18 protein-coding genes are annotated in these 19,461 nt (G+C 71.4%); 13 read left to right on the top strand and 5 right to left on the bottom strand.

All coding sequences use genetic code 11. From position 1 onward, the window contains the following. Window positions 1-44 precede the first annotated feature (44 nt). From ABZT02_RS11190 to ABZT02_RS11165, 6 genes are all read left to right on the top strand, one after another. A complete protein-coding gene (locus ABZT02_RS11190) occupies window positions 45-596 on the top strand; it encodes a PaaI family thioesterase (protein ID WP_356016481.1) in 552 nt (183 codons plus the stop codon). Between the two features lie 4 nt (window positions 597-600). Further along, window positions 601-1,449 carry an enoyl-CoA hydratase-related protein gene (locus ABZT02_RS11185; protein ID WP_356016479.1) on the top strand — a complete coding sequence of 283 codons (849 nt, stop codon included), beginning with the start codon at window positions 601-603 and terminating at the stop codon, window positions 1,447-1,449. A gap of 18 nt (window positions 1,450-1,467) precedes the next feature. Next, a complete protein-coding gene (locus tag ABZT02_RS11180) occupies window positions 1,468-1,932 on the top strand; it encodes a MaoC family dehydratase N-terminal domain-containing protein (protein ID WP_356016477.1) in 465 nt (154 codons plus the stop codon). Further along, window positions 1,929-2,351, top strand: coding sequence for a MaoC/PaaZ C-terminal domain-containing protein (locus tag ABZT02_RS11175; RefSeq protein ID WP_356016475.1), 423 nt, complete (start codon window positions 1,929-1,931; stop codon window positions 2,349-2,351). The genes ABZT02_RS11180 and ABZT02_RS11175 overlap by 4 nt, the downstream gene beginning before the upstream one ends. Before the next feature lie 445 nt (window positions 2,352-2,796). Beyond that, window positions 2,797-4,446, top strand: a complete 1,650-nt coding sequence (locus ABZT02_RS11170) for a class I adenylate-forming enzyme family protein (RefSeq protein WP_356016473.1) — start codon at window positions 2,797-2,799, stop codon at window positions 4,444-4,446. Further along, window positions 4,439-5,536 (top strand): serine hydrolase domain-containing protein, encoded by a 1,098-nt coding sequence (locus ABZT02_RS11165; protein ID WP_356016471.1) that lies wholly within the window; start codon window positions 4,439-4,441, stop codon window positions 5,534-5,536. The genes ABZT02_RS11170 and ABZT02_RS11165 overlap by 8 nt, the downstream gene beginning before the upstream one ends. Here the strand turns inward: ABZT02_RS11165 and ABZT02_RS11160 are convergent. The 3 genes from ABZT02_RS11160 to ABZT02_RS11150 all read right to left on the bottom strand — a co-directional run bounded on the left by ABZT02_RS11160 (window position 5,529) and on the right by ABZT02_RS11150 (window position 8,264). Continuing rightward, window positions 5,529-6,089 carry a GNAT family N-acetyltransferase gene (locus ABZT02_RS11160; RefSeq protein ID WP_356016469.1) on the bottom strand — a complete coding sequence of 187 codons (561 nt, stop codon included), beginning with the start codon at window positions 6,087-6,089 and terminating at the stop codon, window positions 5,529-5,531. The genes ABZT02_RS11165 and ABZT02_RS11160 overlap by 8 nt on opposite strands. Before the next feature lie 88 nt (window positions 6,090-6,177). Next, on the bottom strand, window positions 6,178-7,359 hold the full coding sequence (locus tag ABZT02_RS11155) for an amidohydrolase family protein (protein WP_356016466.1): 1,182 nt from the start codon (window positions 7,357-7,359) through the stop codon (window positions 6,178-6,180). Window positions 7,360-7,460: 101 nt separating this feature from the next. Beyond that, window positions 7,461-8,264, bottom strand: a complete 804-nt coding sequence (locus ABZT02_RS11150; RefSeq protein ID WP_356016464.1) for an FCD domain-containing protein — start codon at window positions 8,262-8,264, stop codon at window positions 7,461-7,463. Window positions 8,265-8,432: 168 nt separating this feature from the next. On the opposite strand from ABZT02_RS11150, the gene ABZT02_RS11145 reads away from it, so the two are divergent. Further along, entirely contained in the window at window positions 8,433-9,275 is an 843-nt protein-coding gene (locus ABZT02_RS11145) for an enoyl-CoA hydratase-related protein (RefSeq protein ID WP_356016462.1), read from the top strand. Continuing rightward, complete coding sequence (locus tag ABZT02_RS11140; RefSeq protein ID WP_356016460.1) at window positions 9,272-9,844, top strand: DUF2889 domain-containing protein; 573 nt, start codon at window positions 9,272-9,274, stop codon at window positions 9,842-9,844. The genes ABZT02_RS11145 and ABZT02_RS11140 overlap by 4 nt, the downstream gene beginning before the upstream one ends. Here ABZT02_RS11140 and ABZT02_RS11135 read toward each other — a convergent pair. Further along, window positions 9,831-11,057 carry an acyl-CoA dehydrogenase family protein gene (locus ABZT02_RS11135; RefSeq protein ID WP_356016458.1) on the bottom strand — a complete coding sequence of 409 codons (1,227 nt, stop codon included), beginning with the start codon at window positions 11,055-11,057 and terminating at the stop codon, window positions 9,831-9,833. The genes ABZT02_RS11140 and ABZT02_RS11135 overlap by 14 nt on opposite strands. A 116-nt stretch (window positions 11,058-11,173) precedes the next feature. On the opposite strand from ABZT02_RS11135, the gene fabG reads away from it, so the two are divergent. Genes fabG through ABZT02_RS11110 form a run of 5 tightly spaced genes read left to right on the top strand, consistent with a single transcriptional unit; the run spans window position 11,174 to window position 16,646 of the window. Continuing rightward, window positions 11,174-11,920, top strand: coding sequence for a 3-oxoacyl-ACP reductase FabG (gene fabG, locus ABZT02_RS11130; RefSeq protein WP_355739473.1), 747 nt, complete (start codon window positions 11,174-11,176; stop codon window positions 11,918-11,920). Window positions 11,921-11,959: 39 nt separating this feature from the next. Next, the gene (locus tag ABZT02_RS11125; protein ID WP_356016456.1) at window positions 11,960-13,189 is read left to right on the top strand and encodes an acetyl-CoA C-acetyltransferase; all 1,230 of its coding nucleotides are present in this window, start codon (window positions 11,960-11,962) and stop codon (window positions 13,187-13,189) included. Between the two features lies 1 nt (window position 13,190). Continuing rightward, window positions 13,191-14,630 (top strand): OB-fold domain-containing protein, encoded by a 1,440-nt coding sequence (locus ABZT02_RS11120; RefSeq protein WP_356016454.1) that lies wholly within the window; start codon window positions 13,191-13,193, stop codon window positions 14,628-14,630. After that, window positions 14,627-15,835 carry an acetyl-CoA acetyltransferase gene (locus ABZT02_RS11115; protein ID WP_356016452.1) on the top strand — a complete coding sequence of 403 codons (1,209 nt, stop codon included), beginning with the start codon at window positions 14,627-14,629 and terminating at the stop codon, window positions 15,833-15,835. The genes ABZT02_RS11120 and ABZT02_RS11115 overlap by 4 nt, the downstream gene beginning before the upstream one ends. Window positions 15,836-15,851: 16 nt before the next feature. After that, window positions 15,852-16,646 (top strand): glucose 1-dehydrogenase, encoded by a 795-nt coding sequence (locus ABZT02_RS11110; RefSeq protein WP_356016450.1) that lies wholly within the window; start codon window positions 15,852-15,854, stop codon window positions 16,644-16,646. Between the two features lie 62 nt (window positions 16,647-16,708). On the opposite strand, the gene ABZT02_RS11105 is transcribed toward ABZT02_RS11110, so the two are convergent. Next, window positions 16,709-19,405: a branched-chain amino acid ABC transporter permease/ATP-binding protein gene (locus tag ABZT02_RS11105; RefSeq protein ID WP_356016449.1), complete on the bottom strand. Its 2,697-nt coding sequence runs from the start codon at window positions 19,403-19,405 to the stop codon at window positions 16,709-16,711. Between the last annotated feature and the right edge of the window lie 56 nt (window positions 19,406-19,461).

The following is a 19,461-nucleotide window of genomic DNA, read 5'->3' as shown; positions in this document are numbered from 1 at the left end:
AACTATATGGATCGGTCAGTGGACCGAGACCGGAGGGCGTGCTGATGACCGTCGCGGCGAGGACCCTCAGCGACCAGGAACAGCGTGAACGCCGGGTCTGGTTCCGGACCCGCTGGGAGCGCGGGGTCGCCTTCAACCGGCACTGCCACATCCGCGTGACCCGCTGGGACGCGGAGCTCGTCGAGATCGTGCTGCCCTACGCCGAGGCGCTCTCCGCCCACGAGGACGTCTTCCACGGCGGGGTGATCTCGGCGCTCATCGACACCGCGGGCGCCGGAGCCGTGATCGCCGGGCACGACTTCGCCAAGGGCAGCCGGCTGAGCACCGTGTCGATGTCGGTGCAGTACCTCGCGCCCGCCCGCGGCCGCGAAGCCATCGCCTACGCACGCTGCGTACGGCGGGGCCGCAGACTGCACTTCGCCGACGTCGACGTGATGACCGACGGACGCCTCTGCGCGCGGGGGCAGGTGGTGGTGAGCATCTCCGGGGAGCGACCGGGCGTCGGCGAACCGATAGCCCCCGCCGACCCGGCCGACGCCGACCCCGGCAACCCCATGTTTCCCATTGGCCCCATCGACTCTCTGACGGAGGAGTGACCCGATGACCGAACAGCCCGCCCAGGACGACCTGGTGCTGTACGAGGTCGACGAGGACGGCGTCGCGACCGTCACCCTCAACCGGCCCGAGCGCAAGAACGCCTGGAGCATCCCCATGGAGCGCCGCTTCTTCGCACTCCTCGACCAGGCAGCTCAGGACCCGGCCGTCCGTGTAGTGATCGTCACGGGCGCGGGCCGGGCGTTCTGTCCCGGCATGGACGTCCAGCGCCTGGAACAGAACTCCCAGCCGGGTCAGTCCCTCAACCTCCAGGCCCGCGTCCCCATGTACAGCAGACGCCTGCTGCCGAAGCCGATGATCGCCGCCGTCAACGGCGCCTGCGCCGGCATCGGCCTGGTCCAGGCGCTGATCTGCGACGTCCGCTTCGCCGCCCGCGGCGCCCGCTTCACCACCGCGTTCACCCGGCGCGGCCTGGCCGGCGAGTACAACCTGCCGTACGTGCTGCCCCGCGTCATCGGCCTGGAGAACGCCCTGGACCTGCTGCTGTCGGGCCGGGTCTTCGACGCCGACGAGGCCAAGGAGCTCGGCCTCGTCAGCCGCGTCGTCGACCCCGAGGACCTGCTGGACGCTGCCCGCGCCTACGCCCGGGACATCGCCCGCAACTGCTCACCGCGCGCCATGGCCGTCGTACGCCACCAGGTGTACGGCGATCTCGACCGCACCTTCACCGACGCGCTCGCGCGCTCCTACTCCGCCATGGAGTTCTTCGCGGGCTCGCCCGACTTCCGCGAGGGCGTCGCCAGTTTCGTGGAGAAGCGTGAGCCGAAGTTCGAGGGCCTGCCGCCGGACTTCGACCCGGACGAGGCCACCCGCGACGCGTTCCTGCCGTACTGACCGAGGAGGTTCTTGACGATGACAGGGCAGCCGTTCCCGCAGCCGTTTCCCGTCGAGGCCGGGCACATCATGATGTTCGCCCGCGCCATCGGCGACGAACACCCCGCCTACCAGGGTGAGTCGGCCCTCGCCCCACCGACCTTCACCATGGCGAGCGCCCACTACGACCCCGACTACCATCTGCGCCCCAAGCCGGACGAGGAGTGGTTCGGGTCCGGCGGCGGCCCCGGCGTGATGGCCGAGGGCGGCGGCGGACTGCACGCCGAGCAGCACTTCGAGTACCACCGCCCGGTTCGCGCCGGCGAGACGCTCTACGCCCACACCGTTCCCGGACGCAGCTGGGAGAAGCAGGGCCGCAGCGGCCGTCTGCTGTTCAGTGAGCGCGTCACCGAGTACCGGGACGCCGACGGCGAGCCGGTCGTCAGCGCCGTGACCGTGGCCGTCGTACCCGAGGGCCCCGCGACCCCGAAGGACGCGCGATGAGCCTGAGCAGCAACGACATCAAGGTCGGCGAGACCCGCGAGAGCGTCCTCGTCGAGGACCTCAAGCGCACCCGGATCGTGCAGTACGCGGGCGCCTCCGGCGACTTCAACCCGCTGCACACCGACGAGCGGTTCGCCGTCGAGGCCGCGGAATACCCCGGCGTCTTCGCCCACGGCATGCTCTCCATGGGCATGACGGGCCGCGTCCTGACCGACTGGGTCGGCCCGGAGTCGCTGCTGCGCTACGGCGTGCGCTTCAAGGCCCAGGTCTGGCCGGGCGACACCCTCACCGCCACGGTGACCGTCGAGTCCATCGAGGACACCGCGGACGCTCCGGTCGCCCACTTCACCCTGCGCACGGTCAACCAGAACGGCGTCGAGGTGGTCACCGGCACGGCCGCGGCCCGCCTGGAGCCCTGAACCGGTGGCCGCCGCACGGGATGCGGGGGTGGCGGTGCGGGCCGGGGTGCAGCCGGGGGGCGGGTCGCAGCGGACGGTTCCGGTGGCGCCGGCCGGCGGGCCGGTGCGGAGGGCCGGGGTTGCGCGAGCGGGTGGGGCGGTGCGGTTGGCCGGGGCCGCACGAGCGGGCGAGTCGGTGCCGTTGGCCGGGGCGGAGAGGGAGGGTTCGCCTGCCCGGGACGATGGGGCGGTTCCTGAGACCGGGCGTCGCGAGAGGGCGGTGCTGCGCGGATGGCCGGGGGCGGAGCGGGAGGGTGCTCCCGACCGGGGCGGCGGTCCGGTGCGGGAGGGTGCGCCGGCCCAGGGCGACGGGCCGGTGCGCGAGACCGGGGCGGCGCCAGAGCGTGGGGCGGCGCGGATGGCTGGGGCGGAGCGGGCGGGCACATCTGCCCGGAGCGGCGGGTCGATGACGCAGAGCACGCCTGCCCAAGGCGGCGTGGGCGAGATCGGAGCGGCGCGAATGGGCGGGGCGGTGCGGATGACCGAGGTGGGGCGGGAAGGTTCGCCCGCCCGGGACGACGCGCCGGTGCGCGACGGTGCTCCTGCCCCGGGCGACGGGCCTGTGCGGGAGGCCGAGGTGGCTGGAGAGAACGGCTCGGCACCGATGGCCCGGGCGGCAGGCGCCACCTGGACCGCCATGGTCAGCCGCGCCTACGACCACCCCCGCCCCGCGGTCCGGTTCGGTGAGTCGACCTGGACCGGGCGAGAACTTCTGGACCGCGCGGCCGGCGCCGCCGACTGGCTGGACACGCTCGGACTGGAGCCCGGCGCCCCGGTCCCGGCCCTGGTCGCCACCTCCGCCGACGCCCTCGCGCTGGTGATCGGTGCCGCCGGATCCGGCCACCCGCTCGCGCCACTCGGTGTCCGCATGACCGCACACGAGATCGCCGCCGTGGTCAGGCAGCTCCCGTGCCAAGTCCTGCTGACGCAGCCCGAGTTCACCCCTCTCGCGGAACAGGTCGCCGAACTCTCCGGCCGACGGGTCGCCACCGTGCCCGAACTGCCCAGCAGCACCCGCACATTGACGGCTCTCCCCGACGAACTCGCCGCCGTGCTGCACACGTCCGGCACGACCGGACTACCCAAACCCGTCCCGATGACCCAGCGGCGACTGGCCGCCCGGGCCCGCGTCAACGGAAGCCTCTGCGGCCTGGACCCCGACAGCTTCTACGGCGGCAGCGCGCCCTTCCACCACATCGCGGGCCTCGGCAACCTCGCCGTCGCCCTCGCAGCCGGCGCGCTGATCACCGGCCTGCCCCGCTTCACCGTCGAGGGCTGGACCCTGCTCAGGGACCTCGGCACCACCCATACCAGCATGGTCCCGGCGATGCTGGAGACCCTGCTGGCCGCGGGTGAGGCACGCCACGAGACCCTGCGGACCCTCCAGTACGGGGGCGCGCCCGTCCGCCCCGGCACCCTGCGACGGACGTACGAGGCGATGCCGGGGGTCCGGATGCTCAACATGTTCGGCCAGACCGAGGGGTCACCGATCAGTGTGCTCACCCCCGAGGACCACCGGGAAGCGATCGCGGGACGCACCGAACTGCTCCGCTCGGTGGGGCGGCCCGCCCCCGGGGTCGAGGTCAGGGTCGACGCCGCCGGACCGGACGGCATCGGCGAGATCCACGCCCGCGCCGGCCATTTCTTCCGCATCGACGCCGAAGGCTGGCTGCAGAGCGGCGACCTGGGCCGGATCGCGCAGGACGGCTACCTCTACCTCCTCGGCCGGAGCACCGACATGATCATCCGGGGCGGTGAGAACGTCCATCCGCTGGAGGTCGAGACCGTCCTGACCGAACATCCCGGCGTGGCGGACGCCGCGGTGATCGGCGTACCCGACGAGCGCCTGGGCCAGACCGTCGTCGCCTTCGTCGTACCGGCCGCCCCGCACGCCCCACCCCGACCGGCCGCCCTCAGAAGCCATACCCGCGCCCGGCTGTCCGGGTTCAAGGTTCCCGTCCGCTGGTGGTTCGTGGACGACCTGCCGCGCAACGCCAACGGCAAGGTCGTCCGCCGCAGCCTGCGGGAGCCGTACGAAGGAGGAACAGGTGTCTGATCTCGTCGACCCCGAGCGACTCGACGTCCTGCTGCGACGGATCCGTCAGGAGGTCGAACTCGGCCCGCTGCCGTCCGCGCAGGTCGCCGTCGCCCGGGGAGGTCGTCTGCTGGCCTTCGAGACGTACGGCGACGCGGGCCCCGACACTCGCTACGTGCTGCAGTCCGTCGGACGGTCGATCGTCGCGGGCGTGGTGTGGAAGCTGATCGGCGACGGACTCCTGGATGTCGGAGAGCAAGTCGCCGCGATCATCCCGGAGTTCGCGCCGAACGGGAAGGAAGAGGTGACGGTGGAGCAGGTGCTGACGCACACCGCGGGATTTCCCTTCGCGCCCCTCGGACACCCCAAGATGCTCGACCGCGAGCAGCGGCTCGCCGCCTTCGGACGCTGGCGGCTGGACTACCCGCCGGGCAGCCGCTTCCAGTTCCACCTCACCTCGGCGGCCTGGCTGATCGCCGAGATCGTCGAGCGGCGCACGGGCCTGGCCTTCGCCGACTATCTGCGGGAGCGGTTGGTGCGGCCGCTGGGCCTGGACTCGATCGAACTGGGGGTGCCGGTGGACCGCCAGGTCGACACCGTCGCCCCGATGACCGCCACCGACCGCACCAGCGACGAGCAGGAACCCGACCCGTGGGGGCCGTGGTACCTGTCCGACCCGAAGGTGCTCGCGGCCGGAGAGCCCAGCCACGCCCTGGTCGCCACCGCCGCGGATGTCGCCCTGTATTTCCAGGCGCTGGAACACTCCGGTCTGTGGAAGCCGGAGGCGGTGGCGGAGGGCATCCGGATCCGGCTCACCGACCACCCCTACGGGGAGCAGATCTACGGTGGCGGCGGCGAACGCCGCACGAGCATGGGCCTGTTCGTCACGGTGGCCGGCCCGGACGCGGGAAGCAACCTGCCGTCGACCGGCTCCCCGTCCCTCTTCGGCAGCGCCGGCGCCGCCTACCAACTGGGCTTCATGGACCCGGAGTCGGGCCTGTCCTTCGCGTGCCTGAGCAACGGCTACCCACTCGCCGGCTACGACCACTCCCCGCACGGGACGGCTCTGCTCCGGGACATCGCGGACCTGGCGGGGGGCTTGGTCACGTAGACCGGTCCCGCCGAGGGGCAACGCGAAGCGGCGGTGGCCGCATGCCGAGCCACTGCTCGGCGTCCCATGCCTCGAACCGCTCCACCTCGGTGAACCCGAGCTTCGCCGCGAGGCGCATCGAGCCGACGTTGGCGGTCTGGGTGGTGAGCACCACCGGCTCGCCGCGAAGGACACCGTCGAACCAGCCGAGTGCGGCCGCGCACGCCTCGGCGGCGTACCCGTGTCCCCACGCCCGAGGCAGGAAGAGGTAGCCCAGGTCGGCCTTCCCGGCGGCAGCCGGGCGACGGTGACCCGTTGCTCTCCTGAGCAGGATCAGGCCGATCATGGACCCGTCGAGATCGACGACGAAACTCCCGGGCCGCCGCTCGGGCACCGCGGGAGTCTCACGCTCCAGCTCGTCACGCCGGCGGGGACCGCCGAGGTAGGTGTGCACCTGTGGCGAGGCGAGCAGTTCCATGAACGGCGCACGGTCCCGCGCCTCGGACTCGCGGAGTACGAGCCGCTCGGTACGGATCGGCTCCGGCGGCCAGGCCACGAGTCCCAGATCATCCATCCGGGCACGCTAACAGATGGTCAGGCAAGCCAAAGGGGCCATGTTCGGCTCCCCGGCAAGACGCTCAGGGAGCCCCCTGGGGTCGAACTCAGCGGCTGATCAGCTGCTGGGCGTTGTTGTACATGATGTCGTCCTGAGCGGACTCGTCGAGCTCCGCGATGAGTTTGCGGAAGTCGGCCGGGGCGGCCAGGCCCTCCGCGTGCGGGAAGTCGGAGCCCATGACGATGGACTCGTGGTAGCCGAGCCGGCGGACGACGTCCACGATGTCGTCCTCGGGGTAGGGCACCACGCGCACGTGCTTGCGGAAGATCTGGCTGGGACGCTCGGACAACTGCCCGCCGGCCCAGGGGCCGTTGCGGCCCATGCCCCGGCTCTTGTCCATGTGGCGGACGAAGTGCGGCACCCACTCGGAGCCGAACTCGGAGACCAGGACGTTGATGTCGGGGAAGCGCCCGAAGAGGTTGTCGAAGATCAGCGCGGACAGCGTCTCCTCGATGGGCCGCTGGCCGTAGGTGTTCTGCCACTGCCAGGCCGACATCCGGAAGTGGATCGGGTTCGGGTCGAAGCCCCAGGAGGGCGCCACCTGCGAGTTGTAGTAGAACTCGCTGATGTGGTAGCAGACGCTCGCCTTGGCCTCGTTGACCAGTTTCCAGAACGGGTCGAAGTACGGGTCGCCCGGCGAGCGGCCGTACACCGGGCCGGTGGGCAGGAGGATGAAGCGCGCGCCCTGGTTCAGGACGTACTCCAGCTCCTTGACCGCGTGGTCCAGGTCGCGCAGGGAGAGCAGGGCGGGGGCGTAGATGCGACCCTGGTGGTCGAAGCCCCAGACCTCGTTCATGTAGCGGTTGAACGAGTGGTAGTTGGCGTAGAGCGGCTCGACGCCCTTCACGTACTCCTCGGCTACCAGAGCCCAGCCGCCCGGGTAGATGATCGACTGGTCGAGGCCCTGTTCGTCCATGACCCGCAGCCGCGCCTCGCGGTTCTGGTAGGACTCGTGCATCGGCTCGAACTGGTACGTCTCCTCCGGATTGCCCGAGGCCATGGCCTTGAGCATCTCCTTCAGGGAGCCGGGACGGTAGACCTGCCCGAACTCGGGCTCCAGGCATACGACGATCCGGTCGCCGGCGAGAATCACCTCCCGCCCGTCGGGCAGGGTGACCGGCGCTACCGCCGAGCCGAGGAACTCCTTCGGGAGATAGCGGGTGAAGGAATCCCGCTCCTCGTACATGTGCTGGTCGCAGTCGAAGATTCGCTTGCGCTGTTCGGCCATGGCCGTCGCCTCCGGACCCCAGAGCTAATCGGTACGCCTCCTATAATTATCTAACTGTTTCTTGGAGGCAAGGGGTGATGGCGAACGGCGTCGGCGCGGGGTCAGTCCAGGAGTTCGAGCAACGTCTTGGGTCCGGCGGAGTTCACGACGTCGTCGGCGCCGGAGATGTGGCGCTGCCAGAGCTTCTCGGCCTCGTCCGCCTTTCCGGCCTCGATCAGGCCGACGAGCCGGACGTGCGCCCGGTGCCCCTTGAGCGCCTGCGCCTTCTGGGTCTCGGCATCGGTGGCGGACGCCGTGTAGGAGGCGTTGGCCCGGTCGATGATGTTGCGCACCATGCTGCACAGCAGGATCAGGGTCTGGTTGCCGGTGAGCTCGACCAGCAGTGCGTGGAAGGCGTCCTGCGCCTCGACCAGCGCCAGCGGGTCATCCAGCACGGCCTTCTCGGCGGCCACCGCGTCGCGCAGCCGCTTGACGTCGGCGGCCGTGGGCTTGGTGGCGAGCTGGCGGGCGCAGGGCGGCTCGATGAGGGCCGCCGCGCGGTAGAGGTCGCCCAGGGTGGCGCCGCGGTACTCGAGGATCAGGCCGGCGAAGCGGGCGGCGACGTCGGCGTCGGGTGCGCTCACCCGGGCGCCGCCGTGCGCGCCGCGGCGCACCGTGATCAGGGACTCCGACTCCAGGACGCGGAAGGCCTCGCGCAGGGTCGGACGCGAGATGCCGAACTGCTCCATCAGCCCCGACTCCGGCGGCAGCGCGTCACCCGGCTCCAGTTCGCCCCGTACGATCTGGCGGCGCAGGTGTCCCGCGACCAGCTCGGCGGTCTTCGGGACCCGTACCTGGCGTCCGACGCGGTTGCGGGAAGGTGCGGGTACGGCCACCGTTTCACTTGCGCGGGCTGCCTCGGCCACGATGGGGCTCCTCATATAGCAAAATGAATCGTCTTAGTGCATCGAGGGTACCAGGTCAAGGGATCGTTGGATCTTCTCTCGTGGGATGTGATCTGGCGCCGCGAGAGCGACTGGTATATAGATGATTCATCTATCTATTAAGCCCGTAGGCCCGTGGGAGTGACCTCGATGACCGAGAATGCGGCCCCGGTGATCCTCACCGAACTCACCGACGACGGGGTCATGCTCCTCACCCTGAACCGTCCGGAACGGCACAACGCCTGGACGCTGGAGATGGAGCTGCTCTACAACGAGCTGTTCGACCGGGCGGAGGCGGACCCGCGGGTGCGGGCGGTGGTGCTCACCGGTGCCGGGCGCAGCTTCTGTCCCGGGATGGACATGAGCGTCCTCGACGGGGCGTCGTCCGGCGCCCGCCCGTGGCCCACCGGCGAGCTGCCCCCGCGTACCCGCCCCATGGCCTTCCCGAAGCCCGTCATAGCGGCCGTCAACGGCGCCTGCGCGGGCATCGGGTTCAACCAGGCCCTGATGTGCGACGTCCGGTTCGCCGTGCCGCACGCCAAGTTCGCCGCGGCCTTCAGCGCACGCGGGCTGGTGGCCGAGGACGGCGTGTCCTGGATCCTGCCCCGGCTCGTCGGCTACGGCAACGCCGCCGACCTGCTGCTGTCCTCGCGCCGCGTCACCGGCACGGAGGCCCTGTCGATGGGCCTCGTCAACCGCGTCGCCGAGCCGGACGAACTCCTCCCGCAGGCTCTCGCCTACGCGACCGAACTGGCCCGCTCGGCAAGCCCGTACGCGATGTCCCTCATCAAGCGCCAGCTCGCCGACGACCAGGCGAGAACCTTCACCGAGAGCAGCGAGTCCGCGGCCGCCCTGCTGGCCACGGCGAAGCGCGCCCCGGACTACCGCGAGGGCGTGCTCAGCTTCATCGAGCGCCGTCCACCGGCTTTCCCGGCGCTGGGGGAGAGCGCGCCGGCGGTGGAAAAGAACGAGCTGGAGGAGGCCTCGTCATGACCCGCACCGAACTCCCGCTGCACCGTCGTACGATCACCGTCACGGCCTACGAGGAGGACGGCGGCGAGATCGCGGTCGAGGCGGAGCTGCGCGACGAACGTCCCTGGGAGGAGCCGCCGGGCGGTGTCGTCCACCGGATGGTGCTGGCAGTGCGGGTGCGCCTCGCGGACATGACGATCGTGGCCGCCGAGGCGGGCATGAAGGACTTCCCGCACACCGAGTGCCCACTGATCGCACCGGCCTTCGACGGCCTGGTGGGGCTGAGTGTGGCGGGCGGCTACAACCGGGCCGTCCAGGAGCGGTTCCGCGGGGTGTCCGGGTGCACCCATCTGTACGAACTGACCCGCGCGCTCGGCCCCGCCGTCGTCCAGTCGGCCATCTCGGCCCGCAGCCGCGCGGCCGGTCCCCGCTCCCACGACCCGCGCGCCACCGCCTGGGTGCTGAACAGCTGCCACATCTGGGCACCCGACGGCGTGGGTCTGCGCAAGCTCGACGCGGGCTGGGTCCCGGGTCCCGGCCCCCGCCCGGTCCCGGAACTCAGCCGTTTCCAGGGCCCTACGGACTCGTGAGCCGCGGCTCGCGCGGCAGGCCCAGCACCTTCTCCGCGAGGATGTTGCGCTGCACCTGGGACGTCCCCGCGTAGATCGTTCCGGAGCGGGCGATCAGGTACGTCGTCGACCAGGACCCCGAGGTGTTGGCCGCGCCGGGATCGTCCGTGCGGTAGGTGCGCAGCGGCCCCCGCCCGACCGGCACCTGGCCGTGCAGGCCCATGATGTCCATCGCCAGATCGGTGACCTCGGTGTGGTACTCGCTCCAGTACAGCTTGGCGATCGACGTCTCGGGGCCCGGCTCCGCCCCCTTCAGCCAGCCGGTGAGGATCCGGTAGCCGAGGCAGCGCATGATCTCGACCTTGGACCAGCACCAGGCGATCCGCTGCCGGATCACCGGGTCCTGGTCCTTGCCGTACTGCCGGGCGAGTGCGACGAGGCGTTCCACCTCGGCGCGGAAGAGGATCGGGTTGGTCGCCGCCTCCTCCCCGCGTTCCACGCCCAGCAGGCTCTGGGCGACCGCCCAGCCGTTGTCCACGCCGCCGACGACCAGATCGGCGCGGGTGCGGGCGCCGCTGAAGAAGACCTCGTTGAAGTGCAGCTGCCCGCTCATCATGCGGAACGGCCGTACCTCGACGCCGGGCTGGTCCAGCGGCACGAGGAGGAAGGAGATGCCGCGGTGCTTGGGCGCGTCCCGGTTCGAGCGGGCCAGGACGAAGATCCAGTCGCTGTGGTGGGCGCCGGAGGTCCACACCTTCTGGCCGTCGATCACCCACTGGTCGCCGTCGCGCACCGCCCGGGTCTTCAGAGAGGCCAGGTCGGACCCCGCGTCCGGCTCCGAGTACCCCTGGCACCAAGTGTCCTCGCCGTTCAGGATGCGCGGGAGGAAATGGCTCTTCTGCTCCTCCGTGCCCCAGCGCAGCAGGGTGTTCGCCAGCATCTTCACGCCGAAGGTGTCCTGCGGCAGCCCGAACGGGACGCCGGCCAGGGCGAGTTCCTCCATCAGGACGACCTGGTGGAGCTTGGACAGGCCCAGGCCGCCGTACTGCTCGGGCCAGGTCAGGGAGAGGAAGCCGCGCTCGACGAGCCGACGGCGCCAGTCCCGGGCGAAGGACCAGGCGGCGTCCTCGTCCAGGGCGCCGATGCCCTTCCAGTCCGGCGGCAGCGTCTCGGCGAGGAACGCCCTGACCTCGGCCCGGAACGTCTCGGTCTCCGGGGGATAGCTGATGTCCACCTGCGGTCGCTCCTCGTCCGGCCCTGCCCGCACAGCTGATCGCTGTATTGATTGTTTCAGCATAATAGGTTATCTATTTAACAGGGAAGAGCGTCGAGCCAGGGCGGGCGGCTGACATGGGATTGCTGGACGGGCGGAACGCCGTGATCACCGGCGGCGCACAGGGCATCGGCTACGAGATCGCCGGCGTCCTCGGTGACGCGGGCGCGGCCGTCGTCCTCGGCGACATCAACGAGGACGCGGCACGCGAGGCCGCCGAGCGCCTCGCCGAGAACGGCATCAAGGCCACCTCGCTTCGCTGCGACGTCACGGACGAGGACGAGGTCGCCGCCCTCGTGGCCCACTGCACCGACACCTTCGGCCCGGTCGGCGTCATGGTCAACAACGCCGGCATCACCCGGGACGCGACCCTGCGCAAGATGCCCCTCACCGACTTCCGCGCCGTTCTCGACGTCCACGTCACCGGCGCCTGGAACGGCACCCGGTACGCCGCCGAGGCGATGCGGGCGCACGGACAGGGCGGCAGCATCGTCAACATCTCCTCCATCGCGGGCAAGGTCGGCAACTTCGGCCAGACGAACTACAGCGCCGCCAAAGCGGCGCTCGTGGGTCTCACCAAGGCCTCCGCCAAGGAGCTCGCGAAGGCGGGCGTCCGTGTCAACGCCGTCCAGCCCGGCCTGATCCGCACCGCCATGACCGAGGCGATGCCCCCGGCCGCCTGGGACGCGAAGCTTGCCGAGATCCCGCTGGGCCGCGCGGGCGAACCCGCCGAGGTCGCCCAGGTCGTCCTCTTCCTCGCCTCCGACATGGCGAGCTACATCACCGGAGCCGTGGTCGAGGTGACCGGCGGCCGGTACATGTGAGCCCCGAAGCCCCGAACCCGCTGATGAAAGGCATGACCGATGCGTGACGCGGTGATCTGCGAACCGATACGGACTCCCGTCGGGGGCTACGGGGGTGCCTTCCGGGACGTCACCGCGGCCGCACTCGCCGCCACCGTCGTACGGGCCCTCCTGGAACGCACCGGGATCCCGCCGACGGCCGTCGACGACGTGCTCCTCGGCCAGTGCTACCCCAACGGCGAGGCCCCGGCCATCGGCCGCGTGGCCGCCCTGGACGCCGGACTGCCCGTCGAGGTGCCCGGGCTCCAGATCGACCGCCGCTGCGGCTCCGGACTCCAGGCGATCATCACCGCGGCGATGCAGGTGCAGACCGGTGCGAGCGACCTCGTGCTGGCCGGGGGCGTCGAGTCCATGAGCCAGGCCGAGTTCTACACCACCGACGTGCGCTGGGGCGTGCGCGGCGCGGGCACCACCCTGCACGACCGCCTCGCCCGGGGCCGGGTCACCTCCGGCGGCGTCAACCACCCCGTCCCCGGGGGCATGCTGGAGACCGCCGAGAACCTGCGCCGCGAGTACGGCATCTCCCGCGAGGAGCAGGACCGACTCGCCGTGCGCTCGCACGAGAAGGCGGTCGCGGCCCAGCGCGAGGGGCGCTTCGCCGACGAGATCGTCCCCGTCACCGTGCGAACCCGAAAAGGCGAGACCGTCGTGGACACCGACGAACACCCGCGTCCCGACTCCTCGTTGGACAAGCTCGCGAAGCTGCGTCCGGTGCTCGGCCGCCAGGACCCGGAGGCGACGGTGACCGCGGGCAACGCCAGCGGACAGAACGACGGCGCGGCCCTGTGCGTCGTGACCCACCCCGAGCGCGCCGCCGAACTCGGGCTGCGCCCGCTGGGCCGCCTGGTCTCCTGGGCCGTTGTCGGCGTACCTCCGCAGACGATGGGCATCGGCCCGGTGCCCGCCACGGCAAGGGCCCTGGAACGAGCCGGGCTCAAGCTGGCCGATATCGACCTGATCGAACTCAACGAGGCCTTCGCGGCCCAGGTGCTGGCCTGCACCCGTGAATGGGCCCTGACCGAGGCCGACTTCGAGCGGTTCAACGTCAACGGCTCCGGCATCTCGCTGGGCCACCCCGTCGGAGCCACCGGCGGCCGCATCCTCGCCACCCTGCTGCGCGAACTCGACCGCCGTCAGGCCCACTACGGCCTGGAGACCATGTGCCTCGGCGGCGGCCAGGGCCTGGCAGCCATCTTCGAACGCACCGGCACCGCTACTGGAGGACGCTGACATGGCCGGACTGATCGCATACGGCGCCCACGTGCCGTACCACCGCCTGGCCCGCGCCGACGTCGCCGCCACGCTGGGGACACCACCGGGACGCGGCACCCGCGCGGTGGCGGGCTACGACGAGGACACCACGTCCATGGCCGTGGAGGCGGCCCGCGTGGCCCTGGCCCGCGACTGCCTGCGCCCCCGCCTAGGCCAGCTCTTCCTCGCCACGGCCGCACCCGCCTACCTCGACAAGACCAACGCGACCGCCGTCCACGCCGCACTCCGCCTCGACGAGCACGTGCTCGCCGTCGACATGGCCGGCTCGGTCCGCTCCGGCCTCGGCGCGCTGGTCACCGCCGCCCGCTCCGCCGTCCCGACCCTCGCCGTCCTGTCGGACCTGCGCACCGGCCTGCCCGGCGGCAGCGACGAGGTCGCCGGCGGCGACGGCGCGGCGGCGTTCGTCTTCGGCGGACACCGCAACGGAGCACCCGTCCTGGCGGAACTGCTCGCCCACGACACCGTCAGCGACGAGATCCTCGACCGTTGGCGCCTGCCCGGCGCACCGGCATCCCGCGCCTGGGAGGAGCGCTTCGCCGAGGAGATCTACGTGTCCCTCGCCGACAAGGCGCTCACCGCCGCCCTCGACCAAGCCGGCCTGGAGCGCGGCGCCATCGACCACCTCATCGTCTCCGGCCTGCACGCACGCGCGTGCGCGACGGTACGACGTACGGCCGGTGCCCGCCCCGAGGCGGCGGTCCCCGACCTCACCGGGGTGATCGGCAACGCCGGCACCGCACAGCCCGGCCTGCTCCTGGCCGACGTCCTGGACCGCGCCGCACCGGGCGAGGTCATCGCCCTCGTCGTCCTCGGCGACGGCGCCGGAGTCGTCCTGCTGCGCACCACCGACGCGCTCCCGGCGCACCGCAGCACCCGCCCGGTCGCCGCGCAGATCACTGCCGGCAGCGCCCCGATGCCGTATGCCACCTACCTTTCCTGGCGCGGCCTCCTCGACCGTGAACCACCCCGGCGTCCGGACCCCGAGCCGCCCTACGCCCCGCCCGCGCACCGCCGCACCGCCTGGAAGTACGGCTTCGTCGCTTCCCGTTGCGAGAAGTGCGGCACCCGGCATCTGCCACCGGACCGGGTGTGCACCTCCTGCCGCAGCGTCGACGCGATGACCGACGAGCCGATGGAGCACGTGCGGGGGACGGTCGCCACGTTCACCGTCGACCGGCTGGCGCACACACCGAGCCCGCCGATGCTCGTGGTGGTCGTCGACTACGACGGCGGCGGCCGGTTCCGCTGCCAGCTCACCGACGCCACCGAGGCCGACGCCGTCATCGGCGCACGCGTGGAGATGACCTTCCGGCGCACGGTCACGGCGTCCGGCATCCACAACTACTTCTGGAAGGCCCGGCCGGTGCGCACGGGCGAGACCGAGGAGACACACGGATGAGCTCGCACGGAATCCGGGACCGGGTCGCGATCGTCGGCATGGGCTGCACGCCCTTCGGCGAGCACTGGAACCGATCGGCCGACGATCTGCTGGTGGACGCCGTGGGTGAGGCGGTGACCTCGGCGGGCATCACGATCGACGACATCGACGCGTTCTGGTTCGGCACCCAGGCCTCCGGCGTGTCCGGACTGACCCTGAGCCGGGCGCTGCGCCTGCCCCACAAGCCGGTGACCCGCGTCGAGAACATGTGCGCGACCGGCTCCGAGGCCCTGCGCAACGCCTGCTACGCCGTCGCCTCCGGCGCGTACGACGTGGCGATGGCGGTCGGAGTGGAGAAGCTCAAGGACTCCGGCATGTCCGGCCTGTCCGGTACGGCGATCCCGGGAGCGGGCGACGACAGCCGGGGCGAGATCACCGCCCCCGCCAACTTCTCCCTCCTCGCCCCTGCCTACGCCGCCAAGTACGGGCTGGCGGAAGAGGAGTTGAAGGACGTCATCACCCGTATCGCCTGGAAGAACCACGTCAACGGCGCCCGCAACCCACGCGCCCAGTTCCGCAAGGAGGTGCCGCTGGAACGCATCCGGTCGGCGCCGATCGTCGCGGGCATGCTCGGCGTGTTCGACTGTTCGGGTGTCTCGGACGGTTCCGCGGCGGCGATCGTCGTACGCGCCGAGGACGCCTACAAGTACACCGACAGGCCGATCTTCGTGAAGGCGCTGTCCTTCGTCGCGGGCCCGGCGGACGGGCTCCTCGACCCGGAGTACGACTTCACCACCTTCCCCGAGGTCGTCGCCTCCGCCCAGGAGGCCTACCGGCAGGCCGGTGTCACCGACCCGCGCGCCGAACTCGCGCTCGCCGAGGTCCACGACTGCTTCACACCCACGGAACTGGTGCTGATGGAGGACCTGGGCTTCGCCGAGCGCGGACAGGCATGGAAGGACGTCACGAGCGGGGCGTTCGACCTGGACGGCTCGCTGCCGGTCAATCCGGACGGCGGCCTCAAGGCCTTCGGCCACCCCATCGGCGCCTCGGGCCTGCGCATGATGTTCGAGGCCTGGCTGCAACTGCGGGGCGAGGCGCCCGCGGAGCGGACCGTGAAGTCCGTGGCCGAGGGGCGCTCGCTCGCCCTCACCCACAACCTGGGCGGCGGACCCGGCGAATGCGTGTCCTTCGTGTCCATCGTCGGCAGCGAACTCACCCAATAGAGAAGGCGGTTGGGGCATGGGACGACTCGACGGCAAGATCGCCGTCGTGACCGGGGCGGCGTCGGGCATCGGCGCCGCCACGGCACGTCGGGTGGCGGCCGAGGGCGCGCTAACGGTGGTCGCCGATCTGGACCTGGACGGCGCCGAGGCGGTGACGGAGGAGATCCGCGCCGCCGGGGGATCCGCGACGGCGGTCCAGGTCGACCTCGGTGACGTGGCGAGCGTACGGGCCATGGTGGCCGTGGCGGTCGAGACGTACGGCGGCCTCGACGTCCTGCACAACAACGCGGCGGCCACCCACCTGGCCGCCCGCCAGGACCTCGCCGTGGTGGACGCGGACCCGGCGGTCTGGGACGACACGATGCGCATCAACCTGCGCGGCACGATGGTCGCCATCCAGGCCGCCGTCCCGCACCTGGTCGCCCGCGGCGGCGGCTCGATCATCAACACCTCGTCCGGTTCCGGCCTCACGGGCGACCTGCGCAATCCCGCGTACGGCGCCTCCAAGGCCGCCCTCATCAACCTCACGCAGTACGTCGCCACCCAGTACGGCAAGCAGGGCGTGCGCTGCAACGCCATCGCGCCCGGCTTCATCGTCACGCCGGCCAGTTCCGGTTCGGCGCACGGCGCGATCCGGGAGGCGATGCTGCGCCATCACCTCACCCCGCGCCTCGGGAGCCCGGAGGACGTCGCCTCCGCGGTCGTGTTCCTCGCCTCCGACGAGTCCGCCTTCATCACCGGCCACACCCTGCGCGTGGACGGCGGACTGCTGTCCCACGCGCCGTACGTCGCGGACCTGCGGGACGCCTGACAGAGACCTACGAGAGCCGGAGGCGCCTGCGAGGCACCTCCGGCTCTCGGCCGTATCGCCTCTCAGGCCAGCGCCTCCGGCTCCAGGTCGCCCAGGTAGGCCGCCCGCACCGCCGGATCGCGGCGCACCTCCTCCGGCGTACCCGCGCAGATACGGCGTCCGAAGTCCAGGACCACGACCTGGTCGCAGACGCTCATCACCATGTCGACGTCGTGCTCGACGAGCAGGACGCCCATGCCCCAGTCCTCGGCCAGGCGCCGTACCAGGTGGGCCAGTTCCCGCGTCTCGTCGTCAGACAGCCCCGCGGCGGGTTCGTCGAGGAGCAGCACGGACGGCGAGGCCGCCACGGCCCGGGCGATGGCCAGCAGCCGCCGTTCCCCGTACGACAGATCGCCCACCGGCCGGTCCAGACTGTCCTGGAGACCGAACTCCCTCACGGCGATGAGCACATGGGACGGCAGCGGGCGAGTGCCGGGACGTACCAGGTCCGTGAGCCACGCCCATTTGCCAGGCCGGTCGCAGGCCGCGTAGAGGTTGTCCAGCACCGTCATGTCCTCGAACAGCTCCAGCGACTGGAAGGAGCGGCTCAGCCCCGCCGCGGCCCGCCGGTGCACCGGCGCACGGGTCACGTCCCGCTCGTCCAAGCGCACGCTGCCGGACTCGGCCCGGGTGAAGCCGGTGACGGCGTCGATGGCGGAGGTCTTGCCGGCGCCGTTGGGTCCGATGAGGCCCACGACCCGGCCCGGTTCGACGTCCAGCGTGAGCCCGTCGACGGCGACGACACCGCCGTAGCGCACGGTCAGGTCCCGGACGTGGAGGGGGAGCGGTGTGGCACGGGGCACGCCGGGTGCGGCGTCCTCTTCCACCGGTAGCGCGATGGCACCGCCCCTCGGGAACAGCCTTCTTGTGACGCCAGCGGCCTGCCGTCCGACCTCCTTGCCGATGCCGTCCTGGTTGCCCACCAGCGTCAGCACCAGGATGACCCCGCCGATCAGCGGCATCCACTCGCTCAGACCGGGCAGCACCCAGTCCCCGAACCGCGCCCCGACCGTGCCCGCGGCGAACGTGGCGCCGAACAGCGGGCCCACGAGGAAGCCGGCACCGCCGATGACGGCGAGCCCGAGCGCGGTGATGGAGTCGAAGCTGGCGAAGTCGGAGAAGACCACCGAGGTCGAGCGGAATCCGGTGAGCACTCCGGCGAGCGCGGCGACGGCCGAGGAGAGGCCGAAGGCGTACAGCTTGGCGGCGCGGACGTCGATGCCGAGGGCGGCGGCTGCCCGTTCGTTGGCGCGTACGGCGATGAGCCGGCGGCCGGTTCTGCTGCGCCGTACGTTCGCCACGACGAGCGTGGCGGCGACGAACAGCACGAGGACCACGGCGGCGTACCGCTGTGGATGGTCGACTCCGGAGATGCTGATGCCGAAGAGGGTCTGCTTGCCCACGGCGATGCCGTCGCTGCCGGTGGTCGTGGACAGGTCGGTGTTCTGGAAGACCATCGCCTCCAGTGTGGTGCCGAGGCCGAGTGTGATGATCGCGAGGTTGACTCCGCGGGTGCGGACGGCCGGGAGCGCGAACAGCAGGCCGATCGGGACGGTGCCCAACACGCCTGCCAGGAGGGCGAGTTCGAACGGCCAGCCCCAGTCGGCGGCGGCATGTCCGGCGATGAAGGCGCCGGTGCCGGCCAGGGCGTAGGCCGCGAGGGAGACCTGTCCCGCGTACCCGGTGACCACGATGATCGACAGGATGATCAGGCCGAGGACCAGGGTGCTGGTGATCGCGTCGGCCCACAGCGGTGTCGACAGGCTCACCAGCAACAGGCCGACCGCGACGGCGAACGCCAGCGGTACGGGGCGCACCCGACCGCTGCCCAGTGCCGGCAGCCGTTCCAGGAAGGTGCCGCGCAGCGGCAGCGCCCGGCCGCGTGCGACCAGCACCAGGGCGATGAAGAGGAAGGGGACGGAGGAGGCGAGACCGGTGACGCCGGTGCCGAAGCGGGTCAGCTCGGACTGGACGACGCCGATGGCCAGGCCGCCCGCCAGGGTGACGGGGAACGAGGAGAACCTGCCGATCAGCGCGGCGGCCAGCGCGCTCAGCAGGAGGGTGGTCAGGCCGGTGACCGACAGTCCGATGACCGGCACGATGAGGATGCCCGTCAGTCCGGCGAGCGCGGAGCCCAGGGCCCAGTTGCCGGTGGCGACGAGGTCGGGGGACCAGCCCAGCGAGGCGGCGACGTGCTCGTTCTCCGCGACCGCGGTGGTGCCCAGGCCGAACAGGGTGCGCCGGTAGAGGAGATGGAGCACCGCGGTGACGGCGAGGGCGATGCCGAGCAGCCAGACACGGTCCTCGGAGACCGTGGCGCCGGCGATCGTCAGCAGCCGGGTGGGCAGCTTGCCCGGCACCAACTGCAGGCTGTCACCGTAGCGTTTGACGGCGACGGCGGTGAGCACGATGAACACCGCGAGGGTGCCGACCAGCCGGGCCAGTGACGACGCCCTGCGTAGGGGCCTGATCACCAGGAGATGGGTGAGCACGCCCAGCGCCGCGGAGGTGAGCACCCCGCAGGCGACGGCCGGCCAGTACGGCACGCCCTCGTTCGCGGCGAGTTCCCACTGCACGTAGGCGCCGGCCATCCCGATCGCGCCGTGCGCGAGGTTGAGGACGCCGGAGCCCCGGTAGACCAGCACGATGCCGTGCGCGGTGAGGGCGTAGAGCGCACCGAGGCCCAGGCCCAGCAGTGCGAAACGCAGGATGTCGTCCATCGGGTGAACCTCCCAGGGACATGCCAGACAGCATATTTATTTAAATAATTGTGCCG

The organism is Streptomyces sp. NPDC005402, assembly GCF_040606575.1.
Classification (GTDB): Bacteria; Actinomycetota; Actinomycetes; order Streptomycetales; family Streptomycetaceae; genus Streptomyces.
This window is presented reverse-complemented; position numbering and strand designations above follow the sequence as displayed.